The sequence below is a fragment of the Cupriavidus pauculus genome (assembly GCF_002858765.1).
In the GTDB taxonomy this organism is placed as follows: domain Bacteria; phylum Pseudomonadota; class Gammaproteobacteria; order Burkholderiales; family Burkholderiaceae; genus Cupriavidus; species Cupriavidus pauculus_B.
The window spans coordinates 161,840-175,994 of the sequence record NZ_PJRP01000005.1; the positions used below are offsets into that span (position 1 = coordinate 161,840).

At 62.8% G+C, this 14,155-nt stretch carries 14 protein-coding genes; 4 read left to right on the plus strand and 10 right to left on the minus strand.

Translation table 11 applies throughout. From position 1 onward, the window contains the following. Positions 1-235: 235 nt before the first annotated feature. On the plus strand, positions 236-2,038 hold the full coding sequence (ilvB, locus tag CYJ10_RS13420; RefSeq protein WP_101681985.1) for a biosynthetic-type acetolactate synthase large subunit: 1,803 nt from the start codon (positions 236-238) through the stop codon (positions 2,036-2,038). Positions 2,039-2,063: 25 nt separating this feature from the next. Here ilvB and CYJ10_RS13425 read toward each other — a convergent pair whose 3' ends face one another. The 4 genes from CYJ10_RS13425 to CYJ10_RS34715 all read right to left on the minus strand — a co-directional run bounded on the left by CYJ10_RS13425 (position 2,064) and on the right by CYJ10_RS34715 (position 6,103). Further along, complete coding sequence (locus tag CYJ10_RS13425; RefSeq protein WP_101681986.1) at positions 2,064-2,984, minus strand: LysR family transcriptional regulator; 921 nt, start codon at positions 2,982-2,984, stop codon at positions 2,064-2,066. Between the two features lie 204 nt (positions 2,985-3,188). Beyond that, positions 3,189-4,265: a porin gene (locus CYJ10_RS13430; RefSeq protein ID WP_101681987.1), complete on the minus strand. Its 1,077-nt coding sequence runs from the start codon at positions 4,263-4,265 to the stop codon at positions 3,189-3,191. Positions 4,266-4,403: 138 nt separating this feature from the next. Next, on the minus strand, positions 4,404-5,906 hold the full coding sequence (mctP, locus tag CYJ10_RS13435) for a monocarboxylate uptake permease MctP (RefSeq protein ID WP_101681989.1): 1,503 nt from the start codon (positions 5,904-5,906) through the stop codon (positions 4,404-4,406). Continuing rightward, positions 5,903-6,103, minus strand: coding sequence for a DUF3311 domain-containing protein (locus CYJ10_RS34715; RefSeq protein WP_374703264.1), 201 nt, complete (start codon positions 6,101-6,103; stop codon positions 5,903-5,905). The genes mctP and CYJ10_RS34715 overlap by 4 nt, the downstream gene beginning before the upstream one ends. A gap of 392 nt (positions 6,104-6,495) precedes the next feature. Here CYJ10_RS34715 and CYJ10_RS13445 point away from each other — a divergent pair, with 392 nt between their 5' ends. The 3 genes from CYJ10_RS13445 (at position 6,496) to CYJ10_RS13455 (ending at position 10,109) form a co-directional block, all read left to right on the plus strand. Then, positions 6,496-7,422: a LysR family transcriptional regulator gene (locus CYJ10_RS13445; protein WP_257993304.1), complete on the plus strand. Its 927-nt coding sequence runs from the start codon at positions 6,496-6,498 to the stop codon at positions 7,420-7,422. 30 nt (positions 7,423-7,452) lie between these two features. Beyond that, the gene (locus CYJ10_RS13450) at positions 7,453-7,803 is read left to right on the plus strand and encodes a hypothetical protein (protein ID WP_146002038.1); all 351 of its coding nucleotides are present in this window, start codon (positions 7,453-7,455) and stop codon (positions 7,801-7,803) included. Between the two features lie 206 nt (positions 7,804-8,009). Next, entirely contained in the window at positions 8,010-10,109 is a 2,100-nt protein-coding gene (locus tag CYJ10_RS13455; protein WP_101681993.1) for a TonB-dependent siderophore receptor, read from the plus strand. A 12-nt stretch (positions 10,110-10,121) separates the two neighbouring features. Here the strand turns inward: CYJ10_RS13455 and CYJ10_RS13460 are convergent, their stop codons facing one another. The 6 genes from CYJ10_RS13460 to CYJ10_RS13485 form a co-directional block, all read right to left on the minus strand. Beyond that, positions 10,122-10,361, minus strand: coding sequence for a DUF2789 domain-containing protein (locus CYJ10_RS13460; RefSeq protein WP_101681994.1), 240 nt, complete (start codon positions 10,359-10,361; stop codon positions 10,122-10,124). Positions 10,362-10,401: 40 nt separating this feature from the next. Then, complete coding sequence (locus CYJ10_RS13465; RefSeq protein ID WP_101681995.1) at positions 10,402-10,599, minus strand: hypothetical protein; 198 nt, start codon at positions 10,597-10,599, stop codon at positions 10,402-10,404. Between the two features lie 80 nt (positions 10,600-10,679). Then, on the minus strand, positions 10,680-11,378 hold the full coding sequence (locus CYJ10_RS13470) for a hydrolase (protein ID WP_101681996.1): 699 nt from the start codon (positions 11,376-11,378) through the stop codon (positions 10,680-10,682). 271 nt (positions 11,379-11,649) lie between these two features. Then, positions 11,650-12,831: a DUF3300 domain-containing protein gene (locus tag CYJ10_RS13475; RefSeq protein WP_257993305.1), complete on the minus strand. Its 1,182-nt coding sequence runs from the start codon at positions 12,829-12,831 to the stop codon at positions 11,650-11,652. Beyond that, positions 12,828-13,730, minus strand: a complete 903-nt coding sequence (locus tag CYJ10_RS13480) for a DUF2950 domain-containing protein (protein ID WP_257993326.1) — start codon at positions 13,728-13,730, stop codon at positions 12,828-12,830. Before CYJ10_RS13480 ends, CYJ10_RS13475 begins: the two co-directional genes overlap by 4 nt. Before the next feature lie 32 nt (positions 13,731-13,762). Further along, positions 13,763-14,140: a hypothetical protein gene (locus tag CYJ10_RS13485; protein WP_146002039.1), complete on the minus strand. Its 378-nt coding sequence runs from the start codon at positions 14,138-14,140 to the stop codon at positions 13,763-13,765. Positions 14,141-14,155 lie beyond the last annotated feature (15 nt).

Below are 14,155 nucleotides of genomic sequence, written 5' to 3' on the forward strand. Positions count from 1 at the left end.
TTTCCCGGAAGCACACTGAACCGGTGTGCGTTGGACCGCAAGGCGCGGAGAACCCGTCAATGCGCGTCCACGGCCTGGCGCTGAACATACGCTGTTCTCAAGTTGGAAGGGAGAGATTGCCCATACACCCCGGTGGCTGCAGATGCGGTGCCGATCTCCTTGTCAATGACCCGTGCTCCAACCTACACAATCCCCTTCTTCTCCTACCGAAACATCGACGGCCACCGCCGAAGTGATGTCCGGTGCCGACATCATCCTTCGCGTGCTCAGCGAGCAAGGCGTCGATACGGTGTTCGGGTATAGCGGTGGCGCGATTCTGCCGACCTACGACGCCGTGTTCCGCTTCAACGCCAGGCACGAGGCCACCCCGGAGCGTCAGATCAACCTGGTGGTGCCGGCGAACGAGCAGGCCGCCGGATTCATGGCTGCAGGCTATGCCAGGGCAAGCGGCAAGGTCGGCGTGTTCATGGTGACGTCCGGCCCGGGCGCAACGAATGCGGTGACGCCGATTGCCGATTGCAATGGCGACTCGGTGCCCGTGGTGCTGATATGTGGCCAGGTGCCGCGTGCTGCCATCGGCAGCGATGCCTTCCAGGAGGCGCCCGTCTTCAACATCATGTCGGCCTGTGCAAAACAGGTGTTTCTCGTGACGGACCCTGAAAAGCTTGAGCACACGCTCCGGACCGCGTTTGAAGTGGCCCGCACGGGGCGACCGGGTCCGGTAGTCGTGGACGTGCCCAAGGATGTGCAGAACTGGATTGGCCGCTATCACGGGCACGGCACGCTACAGTTCCGCGGTTACTCGGAGCGCCTCAAGCGGGTGGCTCACGGCGACAAGCTCGAAGGAAAGAAGCGCGAAAGATTCTTTGAACTGCTGCGCCAAAGCCGGCGCCCGCTGCTGTACGTCGGCGGCGGCGTCATCGCCGCAGGGGCAACGGCCGCGTTGCGTCAATTCTGCGAGCGCTATGGAATTCCCGTGGTCTCGACGCTCATGGGGCTCGGCGTCATGCCCCCAGAACATGAGCGGTATCTGGGCATGCTGGGGATGCACGGCGCGGCATCCGCAAACTATGCGGTCGAGGATTGCGACTTCCTGATTGCCATTGGTGCGCGTTTCGATGACCGCGTGGCCGGTGGGCGGCCCGACGCCTTCGCGCCGAATGCACGCTACGTCGCGCATATTGACATCGACGCCGCCGAGATCAACAAGGTGAAGCGGTCGCACTGGAACCATGTTGGCGACGCGAAACGTGCGCTGGGATCGCTCATGGAGCACGGGGAGATCCATCTGGCACATGCGCCATGGTTACAGCACGTGGGCGAACTGAAGTCACGCTATCGCATGAACTACGATCGCGCCAATCCCAGGATTCAGCCCCATTTTGTCGTGGAACTGCTGGGTGAAATCACGGGCGGCCGGGCGATTATCAGCACCGGCGTTGGACAGCACCAGATGTGGGCGGCCCAGTACTTTCCGTTTGGCGAAGCCCGGAGCTTTCTGACGTCGGGCAGCATGGGAACCATGGGCTTCGGATTGCCCGCCGCCATCGGTGCGCAGATTGCGCGCCCGGACGCGCTTGTCATCGATATTGACGGCGACGGCAGTATCCGGATGAACCTGGGCGAGATGGAGACCGCGACGACCTATGGCGTGCCGGTGAAGGTGCTGCTGCTGAACAATCGCGGCGACGGCATGATCCGGCAATGGCAACGCCTGTTCTTTGACGGACGCATGTGCGTGAGCGACAAGGCGTTGCATCGGAAGGATTTTCTCCTGGCGGCGCAGGCGGATGGCTTCGCGTTCGCGCGGCGGGTGGAACATGTGGACGCGCTTGAAGACACCCTGAAGGCCTTTGTTGAATTCAAGGGGCCGGCGTTCCTGGAGGTGATGATCGATGAAGATGCCGACGTGTTTCCGATGGTCGGCCCAGGCCAGAGCTATGGCGGGATGATCACAGGTCCGTTTATTCCATCCCGTTCGCAACCGGTAGCAGTCGACCACCCGCCAATTGGTCAATCTGCCGCTGACATGTTCTAGTCTGGTCACCGCGGGTACGCAGCCGTCATGCGCCCGCGGTGGCGGCCAGCAGGGACGCGGTGCGTGATCGCAGACGTGGCGTGACGAAATCGAGAAACGCTCTGAGTTTCAGCGGGAGCGGTCCCTTTCCCTTGTGCACCAGGCTCACCGGCAGCGGGGCAGACTCGAATGCTTCGAGCACAACGGCAAGGCTGCCACTGCGTACGGCATCGTTGACCTGGTAGGACAGGACTCTGATGAGTCCAACACCCAGCGTTGCCGCTGCGATAGCGGCTTCCGCCGTGTTGACGGTAAGCCGCGATTGCACGGGGACGGCGATCTCCCGTCGTCCCGTGCCAAACACCCAGGCGCGCATGGACGCCATAACGTCGAATGTCACGCACTGATGCGTCGCAAGGTCGCGTGGTGCGGCGGGGGCGCCGTGCGCTTTCAGGTAAGCGGGGCTACCGCATACCACCCGGCGGACGCTCCCGACGCGCGTCGCGATCAGCGTGCTGTCGGGCAATTCCCCGATACGAACCGCCACGTCGGCGTGCTCCTCCATGAGATGGACCACACGGTCCGTGAGCACGAGGTTGATGTTGATCTCGGGGTACTCGGCCAGGAATTCGGCAACCACCGGCACGACATGCAGCCGCCCGAAGTTCACGGGGGCGGTGATGACAAGTTCTCCGCGTGGGGATGCATGCTCGCCTGCGGCAGCGCGCTCTGCCTCGCCCACCTGCTCCAGGATGCGTCGACAGGCTTCAACGTAAGCGACGCCGGCCTCCGTCAAGGACAACTTTCGCGTTGTGCGATGCAGCAGTCGTGTGCTGAGGTAGGACTCAAGGTCTGCCACCTTGCGGCTGACGGTCGGCAGTGGCACGCCCAGTTTGCGCGCAGCGGAGGAAAAGCTGCCCGCATCGACAACCGCTACCAGGAGAGACATCGATTCAAACTGGTTCATCTCATTGTCTCGCCGGACGGGAGGAAGTTCTCTGATTTTCTGGAAATATCTCGTGGCACGCAAGTGCCTGGGAATCCATGGGCGGCAGCCAGGAAAAGGGCGTGGTGCCAAACGGGCCACCACGCCAATCGGAGGAAAGTGTTTCACCACCGAATGAAGAAACCTGTCGTCAGGTCGTCCGGGGCGGGTCAGCCCAGGTTTGTCCTAGAACCGATGTCGGACCCCCATCACCGCGCCGAACTGGTCTTTGCCCGGCTGCACGTTGTAGACCGCAGCCGTTCCGCTGCCGCTGTTGAAGCCGTTCACGCCGAGCTGCGAATTCGCCTTGTTGAGCGCATACGACATCGATGCATACACGTCGGTGCGCTTGGACAGGGCGTAGTCGCCTGTCACGACGAACTGCCACGGATCGGACCCGGTCTTGCTGTAGTCCTGGTAGTACGCGGTACCCATCAGCGAGAGCGCCGGCGTCAGCTTGTAGGTCATGCCGACCCAGTAGAAGCTGGATCCCGCATCCGGCGCCTGGGCACCTGTCAGCTTCGCGCCGTCGTACGCTTTCGCCAGGCGGTATCCCGCGAACACTTTGGCAGCCCCCAGCGCATACGTACCCCCAACGGAAACACGTCGGATGACTGGCGCCTGGTTTGCCGGTGTCCCCGCATGGATGTCGTCATAGGCCAGACCTACCGAGTACGGACCCGTTGCATAGTTGACGAAGGCGCCGAACTCCCGCCCGAACACGTTGCTGCCGGCCACTTCCGCGCCGTTGGACTGGAACGCGTAAAAGGCCTGTGCGGTCAAACCGCCAAATGCGGCAAGGTACTTGATGGCATTGTCGGCCCGCGCGCCAAACTCCGGCACCATCGCCAGAACGCCATAGCGATCGGCAATGACAGAGGGATCGTAGGCAGTGCCGAACTCGCGCATGGACGTTTGCTGCCGGCCGAGGCGCACCGCACCGTACTGGCTCTCGAGACCCACGTATGCATCACGGCCAAACAGGCGTCCGCTCTGCCCGGAATTCCCGGTGTCGATGTCAAAGCCACTTTCCAGTTGCAGGACGGCCTTCGTGCCGCCCCCCAGGTCCTCGACGCCCCTCAATCCCCAGCGCGACCCGGACTGGTTTCCGGATGTCACGCGAGCGAGACCATTCCCATTCTTTCCTGAATGATTGATGTACTCGACGCCGGCGTCGGCCACGCCATAGAGCGTGACGTTCGTCTGCGCATACACCACATTGGCGGCGACGGATGTGGCAATCACCGCAACAACCTTCTTCATCGAAACTCCTCCTGCTTCTATTGGAAATAACAAAATGCAACGACTCGACCAGCTCCAGGTCTGGGATTCCATCCCTGAACGACTTTCCATTGGCCGGCCCACGCCACTTCCCGGACGAGCGGCGTGGATACCGGAGACCTACTTGCTTGTCGCGGCGCCGACGACCTGGTTGACCCGGCGTCCCTGCGTCAGCCCCGAGACCACGAGCGACACCACGATATTCAGCGCGAGCGCGATCACGCCGACATAGGTGGGATACACGCCATCGCCAATGTGCAGTGCATAAACGGGCTTCAGACCGAGCGAGATGGCCATGCCGGTGCCGACGACGATGCCAACCGTCCAACCCGCCAACAGACCGGGGGCCGTGAGGCGTCGGGTGTAAAGGGTGAACACGACGGCGGGGAAGATCTGGAGAATCCAGACGCCGCCCAGCAACTGCAGGTCGATGGCGTATTGCGTGGGCAGCACGACGATGAAGAGCAGGGCGCCGAACTTGACCACGAGCGAGAACAGCTTGGCGGTCTTTGCTTCCTTCTCCGGCGTGACGTCGGGCGAGACCAACGGCTTGTACAGATTGCGCGTGAAGAGATTCGCTGCGCCGATCGACATGATGGCGGCCGGGACAAGTGCGCTGATCGCGATGGCCGCCGCGGAGAAACCGACGAACCAGGACGGGAACAGCTTCAGGAACAGCGCGGGCACCACGTCGGATGCGGAGGTGACATGCACCCCGGCGGCGATCGCCATGTAGCCGAGTACGGCAATCAGGCCCAGTAACAACGTATAGGCCGGGAGGGCGATGGCGTTCTTGCGCACCGTATTTGCCGAGCTCGACGACAGCACGCCAGTCATGGTGTGGGGATACATGAACCCGGCGAGCGCAGAGCCAAGCGCCAGCGTCGCATACGCCGTGAACTGCGACGGCTTGAGAATGATGCCGGTCGCGCCGCCCTTCGCCTGGAAGAAGGTGTCCGCGGCATGGAACAGCGCCCCATATCCACCGAGCTTGCTCGGGATGATGGAGATCGCCGCGATGACCACGATATAGATCATGATGTCCTTGACGAAGGCGATCATGGCGGGGGCTCGCAGTCCGCTCGAATAGGTGTACACGGCCAGGATGACAAAGGCCACGATCAACGGCAGCTCTCCATCCACGCCGAGACCCTTGATCACGACCTGCATGCCAATGAGTTGCAGCGCGATATACGGAAGCGTTGCAACGATGCCCGTCACGGCGACCACCGCCGGCAACCACTTGCCGCCGATTTCACCCTGTACGTAGTCAGCGGCGGTGATGTGGTTCTTTCGATGACACACTTCCCACAGCTTCGGCATGACCGCGAATACGAACGGGTAGACGATGATCGTGTACGGCATCGCGAAGAAGCCATACGCGCCGACGGAATACACCAGGGCGGGCACCGCAATGACGGTATAGGCGGTATAGAAGTCGCCACCGACGAGGAACCAGGAGATGACGGTTCCGAATTGCCGGCCACCGAGTCCCCATTCGTGGAGTTGTGACAAGTCTCCGCGCTTCCATCGGGCTGCGACAAAGCCCAGCACGGTCACCAGGGCAAAGAAGGCAATGAACACTGCCATCGCCACGCTATCGATCTCTGCGATATGGATCATTTCATGCTCCGGTACGCGATGTAGAGCAACAGCGAGGTAACGGGCACCCACAGGAACTGATACCAGTAGAAGAACGGAAATCCAAACCACGCTGGCTGGGCGCTGCTATAGAACGGCGGCCACAACAGACCGATGTAGGGGGCGAGGAGGAGGACCCACAGCCATCTGCGGCCTCCGTTGTCGGGCGATTTCACGATAGTTCTCCTGCTGTGCTTGGGGCGGATACCGGTATTCGCCCATCGAGGGGATGGCGTGTGGAAACACTGCGCCCCCGTGAGAAGGATGGTAGTGAAACGTGCGCCCACGGTGCCGAACAAGAATCGCGATATCTGGCCAAAGTTGGCGAACATCCGGCCAGCGACGCCGTCGTCTCATGTCGGTGTCCATGGCACTGGTCTGGGAAATAAATCACGGTGTGATGCAATAGGCGAATCGAAGGGCCTTGCATTGCGGGTTGGCGTGATTCGTGAACAGACTGGCCAGGTAGTGCTATGGATGATTCTCTGAAGAAGGCCCCGGCTTCGTACCATTCATCAGGTGCCGAACAGGAACAATCCTCGGCGGTGAGTCAACGAATGGGGCGGCAGCGGTGCCGTACAAATTGATGCTGCAAAAAAGATCTGACGAGGCTGCGTACTGGAACGACTGGGAGAATTTCTGCTGGGTTGTCGAGGCCGGCAGCTTTACCGGCGCCAGCGATATGACCGGCGTTCCAAAGTCATCAATCAGTCTTTCGCTTTCCCGCCTGGAAGATCGACTGGGCAACAGGCTGCTGGACCGGACAACCCGAAAGATCCGGGTCACCGATTTCGGCCAGACGTTGTACGACCGCATCAAGCCGTTGCTGGATGAACTGCGGGAAGCGGACAACGATGCGAGATCCAACCAACAGAAGGTATCGGGGACGCTACGGCTGGCGGCGCCGTACGAGACCGGATGGCTGCACTTGGCGCCGGCGCTGGGAAAGCTGCTCAAGGCGCATCCAGAGCTGCGGGTCGAAATCGACGATACGCGGAAGATCCCCAACCTTCTCGAGCAACGCTATGACATCGCTTTCGTGAAGACTGACGCGCGCCTGCCTGACAGCTCGTTGGTCAGCAAGCGTGTTGTGGCGATGGAACGCGCATTCTTCGCGGCGCCGGAGATGATCTCGAGGCGAGGCCTGCCTCGGAAGCTTCAGGATATTGCGTCGTGGCCGACCATCGTTGACATGGACGACGAGTACTGGGACCTCATGGAGGATGGCCAGGAGGTGGAGCGTATCGCGCTTTCGCCAACCATCCGTACGTACAACGTGGAGATGCGCGTGCGGGCCGCGGTGGATGGCCTCGGCGTCGTGCGGTTGCTACCCGCCTATATCGAGGACCAGCTCAACAGCGGAAAGCTTGTTCGACTGTTCCCACACCATCTTTCGTCGCCTCTCAAGGTGTACGCCCTGACACCGGCACGCCGACTCGTGCCGGCGAAGGTTCGCGCGCTGCTGGAAACATTCGATGCCGCCGGGACGGATCGGTGAGTGCGGCGGCGCGCGCAGGGAAGGGCTGAGATGGGCTGGATGAGCTGGGATGGGTGCTTCGACGGTTCGTTCACCACGATGGACGGTCTGTCAATCGTCGGCCGTTGTTGCGTGCTCGGTGGCGACATAGAGTGGCTTCACGGCTGCGGCCCTGCAGCTTCCTTCAATTCTATGGAGATCATCATGTTCAGACTTCTACTGGTCGGCGTTGCACTCACTGCTCTCTTTGGTTTCGCATCGGGCGCCAACGCGTCGTCGCTGATGACGGATCGCGATCGGCTCGACGGCAGCCAGGGATGCGTGACCACGCAGTCCGTCGTGGTGGATGCCTTCAATCGTTCTGCCACAGAGCCGCGGGATCCGTACACCGAAGGGGCGTGAGCCACGCGTATCGGTGAGGGCGGCGTTCGGTGGCCGCGAACGGCAGGGCTGCACGCCGGTCCTTCGTGCACCCGCAGCCCCCTTGTCTCATTTCGGAAACATTCAGCAATCTGTCATATAAATACGAATCATTCGTATTTATAATACGGCGCTTTCGTCTCTTTTGACTTGCTCGCGGCAAGTCGCGCCTTGTCGGATTGCATTGAATGTCTCCTCGCTGTCTTCTCACCCCCGCGGCCATTGCCTGCCTGTCCCTGTTTGCAACCGCTGCCCACGCCAACGATGCCGGGGCGGTTCTGCCCGCCGTCACCGTCAGTGCGGCTAACAACGCCGCTGACGACATTGGCTTCGCCACGCGGCGCCCAGCGGGCGTCACCAAGTCGAACGAATCGGCGGCGGACAGCGCCCAGTCGATTACGGTCGTGACGAGAGACCTGATGGACAGCCAGCAGTCCCAGACCCTGAGCGACGTGCTGTGGAATGCGGCGGGGGTGTCGGCCAACACCTATGGCCGCCGGGGTTGGGACGACTTCATCATTCGCGGCCAGCGCGCGTCGGAGTCGATCTTTGCCGATGGTCTGCTCGTGGATACGAACAACCGCGTGGCCCAGGAAGTGTTTGGCGCAGAGCGCGTGGAGATCCTCAAAGGCCCGGCCTCCGTGCTGTTTGGCCAGGTGCAGCCGGGTGGCCTGGTCAATATCGTGACCAAACGACCGCGTCCCGAGCTGTTCGGAGAGTTGGGCCTTACCGTCGGCAACTATGGATTGCGCCAGGTGACGGCCGACGTGGGCACGCCCCTGAAGCCGGACAGCAAGGCGGCATTCCGGTTGACCGCACTGGCGATGAACAGCGACGACGCCACCGACCACGTCTGGTTCCGCAACCGCTATGTCGCGCCGTCGCTGACGCTGGATTTCGGACATCGGACCGACTTCACGATCCTGACCAGCCACAATGAACGCCACTATGTACGCCAGCAAGGCTTGCCCGTGAATGGCACGCTGGTATCGAACATCAATGGCGTGGTGCCCAACTCGCGGTTTATCGGCGAGCCGAACGCCGCCCCCTATGACGGCGAGCAGAACCGCATCGGCTACGCCTTGACGCACCGGTTCGATTCCGGCTGGACCGTCAATCAAAACCTGCGCTACCAGACTTCGTCGTTGACCGGCATGTTCGTCACGGCCGGGACCATGGCCGTCAACAGCCAGACTTTGAATCGCAGCGCCACCCAGCAGGATTTCTCCGGCGACTCGTTCGGCGTCGACACGAACGTGCAGAAGACCTTCGCCTTCACCGGCCACCAGCACGCGCTGACGTTCGGCGTCGACTATCGCCGCACCAACGAAGACCGGCTCCAGAAGACATGCCGGGTGGCCGCCCTGAACGTCTACAGCCCGGTGTATGGTGCAGCGATCAACTGCCCGACGAACTTCAGCACCGACAGCACCGACACGCTCAACGCACTGGGCCTCTACCTGCGCGACCAGATCCGCATTGCCGAGCGCTGGACGGTCACCGGCGGCGTGCGCTACGAATCCGCGCGCACGGGCAGCACCAACCGGCTCAACGCTTCGCGCACCGACAGCGACGACAATGCCGTCACCGGCAGCGCGGCGGTGATGTATGACCTGACGCACTGGGCCCGTCCCTACGTCAGCTATTCCACGTCGTTCCTGCCGAACGCTGGCACCGACGTCAACAACGCACCGTTCAAGCCGGAGAAAGGTCGTCAGGTGGAAGTGGGCGTGAAATTCGATACACCGAACAAGAATGGCCTGCTGACGCTTGCGGCCTTCGACCTGGTCCGCAAGAACGTGCTTTCGTCCGATCCGGTCAATACGGGCTTCAGCGTGGCAGTGGGCGAGCAGCGATCCCGGGGCCTGGAAGCCGAGCTGACCCAGGATCTGGGCAATGGCCTGAGCGTCATGGCGGCCTATGCCTACATCGACAGCGAAGTGACTGACGACACGGTTGCCGCCAACGTCGGCAAGCCGTTGAATGCGGTGCCGCGCCACAGCCTTTCGTTGTGGACGCAGTATCGTTTCCGCGGCCCCCTCGCGGGCTGGTGGGCAGGCGTCGGCGCACGCGGCGAGAGCGCCAAGCGCGGCTATAGCTTCAACTACACCGTGCCGGGCTATGCCGTGGCGGATCTGGGGTTTGGCTATACCGCCAATCACTGGCGCGCAGCGTTCAACGTGAAGAACGTGTTCGACAAGTCGTACTACGCCGGTGGACTCAACAACAACGTTTTGCCGGTGGGCAATCCGCGCGTGGCGATGCTGAACGTTGTCGTGAACTACTGAGGCGTCAAGCGTTCAGGCCGCACCACGCAGCGCAAGATTCAATTGATCGACGGCGGGCGCCCAGTCGGCGTCGTCGATGAACTCGTCCCGCAGCAGGGCGGCTTGAGACGGCGTCCAGAATGGCGCCTCGCACAAATCGACGCTGCGCGGCAAGGGCGAGTGGTCGGCGATGAACTGCGCGATGGCGGCTTCGTCATCGGGTAGCCCGAGTTGGGCGAACAGGTCGGCGAAGGTCGGAAACTGCTGGGTCATGATGGATTTCTCTTTGGTACGCGTACCGCGACGTGGGTCGTCATGCCTGGGCGATCAACGCCAGGCCCGCTGTCTGTGGGCGCTTGTTGAACGTGCTGCGTGCGACGAGGGCGCAAACCGCCAGCGTTCCAGCCAACATGCCGAGGGACGACGAGGTATGCCCGTGCGATGAAAATCCCGTCGCGAAGGCGACGGCGGCCATTTCCAGCTTACGACCAAGTTTGTGATTGCGTGTCATAGCGGTTGCCGCCTTTCTCTTTTCGCCTGTGTTCATTCAGGGTGGCCCGACATTTGATGTCGCGCCACCGGCCGTGGATATCAGGACTCGATCACCGGCGCATGCACCGGGGCAATCGACGGGTGCGCGGTCTGCGTGCGCTGGGCGGCCTTGTGCACCATCGTGTAGGCGTAGTCGATGCCCATGCCGTAGGCGCCCGAGTGTTCCTTCGCCAGACCGGTCACGGCGTCATACGTTTCCTTGTTCTTCCAGTCGCGCTGCCATTCCAGCAGTACCTGCTGCCACGTCACCGGCACCACGCCGGCCTGGATCATGCGCTGCATGGCGTAGTCGTGCGCTTCCTTGGTGGTGCCACCCGAGGCGTCGGCCACCATGTAGATCTCGTAGTCGCCTTCGAGCATCGCGCTCAGGGCGAACGTGGTGTTACAGACTTCGGTCCACAGGCCGGCCACGACGATCTTCTTGCGGCCGTTGGCGGCCAGCGCGTCGCGCACCTTCTGGTCGTCCCACGAGTTCATCGACGTGCGTTCGAGCGTTTCCTTGCCCGGGAAGACGTCGAGCAGTTCGGGGTAGGTGTAGCCGGAGAACGATTCGCTTTCCACCGTGGTGATGGTGGTCGGCACGTCGAAGATCTTGGCTGCCTTGGCCAGGCCCACCGCGTTGTTCTTCATGGTCTGGCGGTCCATCGACTGCACGCCGAAGGCCATCTGGGGCTGGTGGTCGATGAAGATCAGCTGGCTGTTGCGCGGGGTCAGGACTTGCAGTTTGGCGTTCGACATGGTGTTGCTCCGGAATGAAAGATGATTCAATAAGTTTGAGGTTTTGTCGGGCGGCGCTGGCTTCGCTTCGTTTGTTTCGCTGCGTTGCTGCGCTGTCCATGTGCAGAACTATAGCGACCGCCACCTCGGAGAAAGTGGGCTATCGTCGTCATAGTTATTCAAAATAATTGAATATAGAGTGGGCCCGAAATGCGGGCCGCATGGTCGACCTGATGGTTTTGCTGCAGAAAGGCGCGGCGAGGCCGCGCCATCGGTGATGTCGGCGCCGTGCCTACCGCCGGCCGCCCCGGCCGCCGCCCCCGCCGAACCCACGGCCGCCGCCCCCGCCTCCACGGAAGCCTCCCGCGCCGCCGGCGGCATTGCCGCGCTGCGAGCCTGAGCCAAGGCTCGAATTGCCGCGGTTCATGTCGCGTTGCATCTCGCCACGGCCATTGCCGACGCCGTTGAAGCCGCTGTCCCGGCCCGAACCGCCGTCGCGGCCGCGGAATCCGTTACGTGTGTCCGCGCCAGGCGAGCTACGGCCGAATTTCTCCCGCGATGCGTTATCGCGGTAGGCCACGCCCTGGCGATGGCGGGCGTCATGCTGCCAGCGGTCTCCGCTCAGTTTGCTGGCGTCGAAGTTGCGGTCGATGTTGCGGGCCTTGTGGTGCTCGACGTGTACGTTGTTGTTATTCCAGTCGCAGTTGCCGAAGATCGCCGCCGCCGTGATCAGCCCCACGCCGAACGCGATGCCCGAGCCGTAGCCGGGATAGTAGGCGGGGTAGGGCGGCCAGTAGTAATACGGGTAGGCGGGATAGGCCCACGGGCCGTACACGACGCCGGGGTCGTACGCCGGAACGTAGATCGTTTGCGGGTTCGCGGGCTCGATGATCACCACGCTCTGGCCCGCCGCGGTCGTTTGGGTGGTCACCGTCTGCTGGGCATTGGACTGCAGGTTGCCGGCCTGCCGCGCCTTCGCGCGCAGCCGCTGGATGGCGTCGAAGACGTCCTTCTGCTGCGCCAGGAAGGCGTCGCCGAGATTCTGCGTCCAGTCGATCTTGTCGTTCATCGGCTCCAGCACCTGCGGAAAGGCCAGCATCGACTTGACACTGGCGTCCCACGGCTCGTTCTTTGCGGCCTGGATGGCGGCGTCGCCTTTCAGGTCCGGGTGGGCCTTCAGCCAGCGGGCGGCCAGGACGATTTCCATCGGGTACGTGGAAGCCATCAGCACCTGCGAGAGCAGGGTGTCCGGATACAGGGCGATCGGCGCGACCAGTGCCTCGATCTCCTCGGGCTTGTACGCGACGCCGGCCGGCTTCTGCACGGCGGCCAGCCGCGCCTGATCGAGCGCCTGTGCCTGAGCGGCGGCCTGGGATGGCGCGGAGGCATCGGCGGCGCCGGTCGATGGCGGATTCGTCTGACACCCCGCCAGCATCAGGGCGATACAGCCCGTCACGGTTGCCAGGCGCTTCATGGCGATACCCGCCTCCAGCCCGGGGCTGGATCGAATGTCTGGGTGCCGGATGCCTGCGTTGCCGTCTGCGGACCGAGATTGCGCTCGTAGACAACGCCAAGGTGGTTGACCATGAACGTCATCACGCCGGTGTCGCCATAGCGGACGGGCCAGGCGATCACCGCGAATCCGCCGAAGAGCTTGCCGTCCACCACGTAGTTCATTGCGCCGGACTGTGCATGCTTGCCCTGTGCGGTGAGCAGCTTGAAGCGGTATCCGTTGTAGCCGTCCGCGCTCTGGTTGGGCCCGCTGGCGTCGCTGAAGGCCTCGCCAAGCGGGCTCGGGGGCTCGTTGGGCCCGGTCGGCCAGTACAGGCCGTCTTGCTTGCCCGGCGAACTTGCCAGCTTGCTCGCATAGACGTGGAGCTTTTCGCCGTCGTGCGCGGTCTCGGCGTAGTCGTCCTGGGCGTCGCGAATGGCCAGCAGGGTCTGTATCGCGGCGAGTTCGTTCCGTCCGATCCGGCGAACCCGCATTTCCTGCAGGCCGGCGTGGGTGTCGAACTGCCAGCCCGTCGCGCGTTTCACCAGCGGGACGGGCAGGGTCCATCCGTTGTCACCCACCACGATGAAGGCCTGGCCATTGGTGGTCCGAACCGTGTGGGACACATTCCACGCGCGCACGAACGTCTCGCGGGCCGCGTCGCCGACCGGCGGGACGATAGTCCGGAAGTCAGTGCCAAGCATCTGCGTGAGCGCGGCCTGATCGTCGGTCAGCACCGCCTGGCCGAAGGCGCGCATGCCGTCCTGGGCCGTGTCGAAATGCTGCTGGGCAAACGCCACCTGGGCCAGCAGGGAGAACACCGTCGCCAGGCCCCATGATCGTGGCGAGGCAAGGCGCATTCGGAACAGACCCGGCCGCATTGTCATGACATGGGTTCCTTTGCGCGCGGACGTCATCGTCCCATGCGTCGGTTGTAGGCGTTGTAGATGCGCTGCAACAGATCGTTGGCTTTCGGATCCGGCGAGGCGAACTGAACGTTGAGGGTGCCATCGGCCTGCCTGCGGAACGCGGCGCTGATGGGTGTCGACCCTGCACGGCCGGTGATGGACCCCGCTTGCCGGTCTGCATTGATGTCGCCCACGCCTTCATCGCGGAACGCGCGCAGGGCGGCACTGAAAGACCGATCGAACGTGGTGAGCGGGGCGCTGGAGAACGTCGCCGGAATGATGCCGGCGGTGGCCGCCAACGCTTCGCCGCCGCCTAGCACGAGTGCCAGGAGCGAAAGCCCGATGAGGGGCCGGCACTGCCATGATCGTCCGAGCGTGTTCATGACGGCGTGGATGAC

Excerpts from the sequence above, each read along its gene's own strand:
- ilvB (WP_101681985.1), top strand. The coding sequence starts at position 236 with ATGTCCGGTGCCGACATCATCCTTCGCGTGCTCAGCGAGCAAGGCGTC.
- CYJ10_RS13425 (WP_101681986.1), bottom strand. The coding sequence starts at position 2,984 with ATGAACCAGTTTGAATCGATGTCTCTCCTGGTAGCGGTTGTCGATGCG.
- CYJ10_RS13430 (WP_101681987.1), bottom strand. The coding sequence starts at position 4,265 with ATGAAGAAGGTTGTTGCGGTGATTGCCACATCCGTCGCCGCCAATGTG.
- mctP (WP_101681989.1), bottom strand. The coding sequence starts at position 5,906 with ATGATCCATATCGCAGAGATCGATAGCGTGGCGATGGCAGTGTTCATT.
- CYJ10_RS13450 (WP_146002038.1), top strand. The coding sequence starts at position 7,453 with ATGGGCTGGATGAGCTGGGATGGGTGCTTCGACGGTTCGTTCACCACG.
- CYJ10_RS13455 (WP_101681993.1), top strand. The coding sequence starts at position 8,010 with ATGTCTCCTCGCTGTCTTCTCACCCCCGCGGCCATTGCCTGCCTGTCC.
- CYJ10_RS13460 (WP_101681994.1), bottom strand. The coding sequence starts at position 10,361 with ATGACCCAGCAGTTTCCGACCTTCGCCGACCTGTTCGCCCAACTCGGG.
- CYJ10_RS13465 (WP_101681995.1), bottom strand. The coding sequence starts at position 10,599 with ATGACACGCAATCACAAACTTGGTCGTAAGCTGGAAATGGCCGCCGTC.
- CYJ10_RS13470 (WP_101681996.1), bottom strand. The coding sequence starts at position 11,378 with ATGTCGAACGCCAAACTGCAAGTCCTGACCCCGCGCAACAGCCAGCTG.
- CYJ10_RS13475 (WP_257993305.1), bottom strand. The coding sequence starts at position 12,831 with ATGAAGCGCCTGGCAACCGTGACGGGCTGTATCGCCCTGATGCTGGCG.
- CYJ10_RS13480 (WP_257993326.1), bottom strand. The coding sequence starts at position 13,730 with ATGCGGCCGGGTCTGTTCCGAATGCGCCTTGCCTCGCCACGATCATGG.
- CYJ10_RS13485 (WP_146002039.1), bottom strand. The coding sequence starts at position 14,140 with ATGAACACGCTCGGACGATCATGGCAGTGCCGGCCCCTCATCGGGCTT.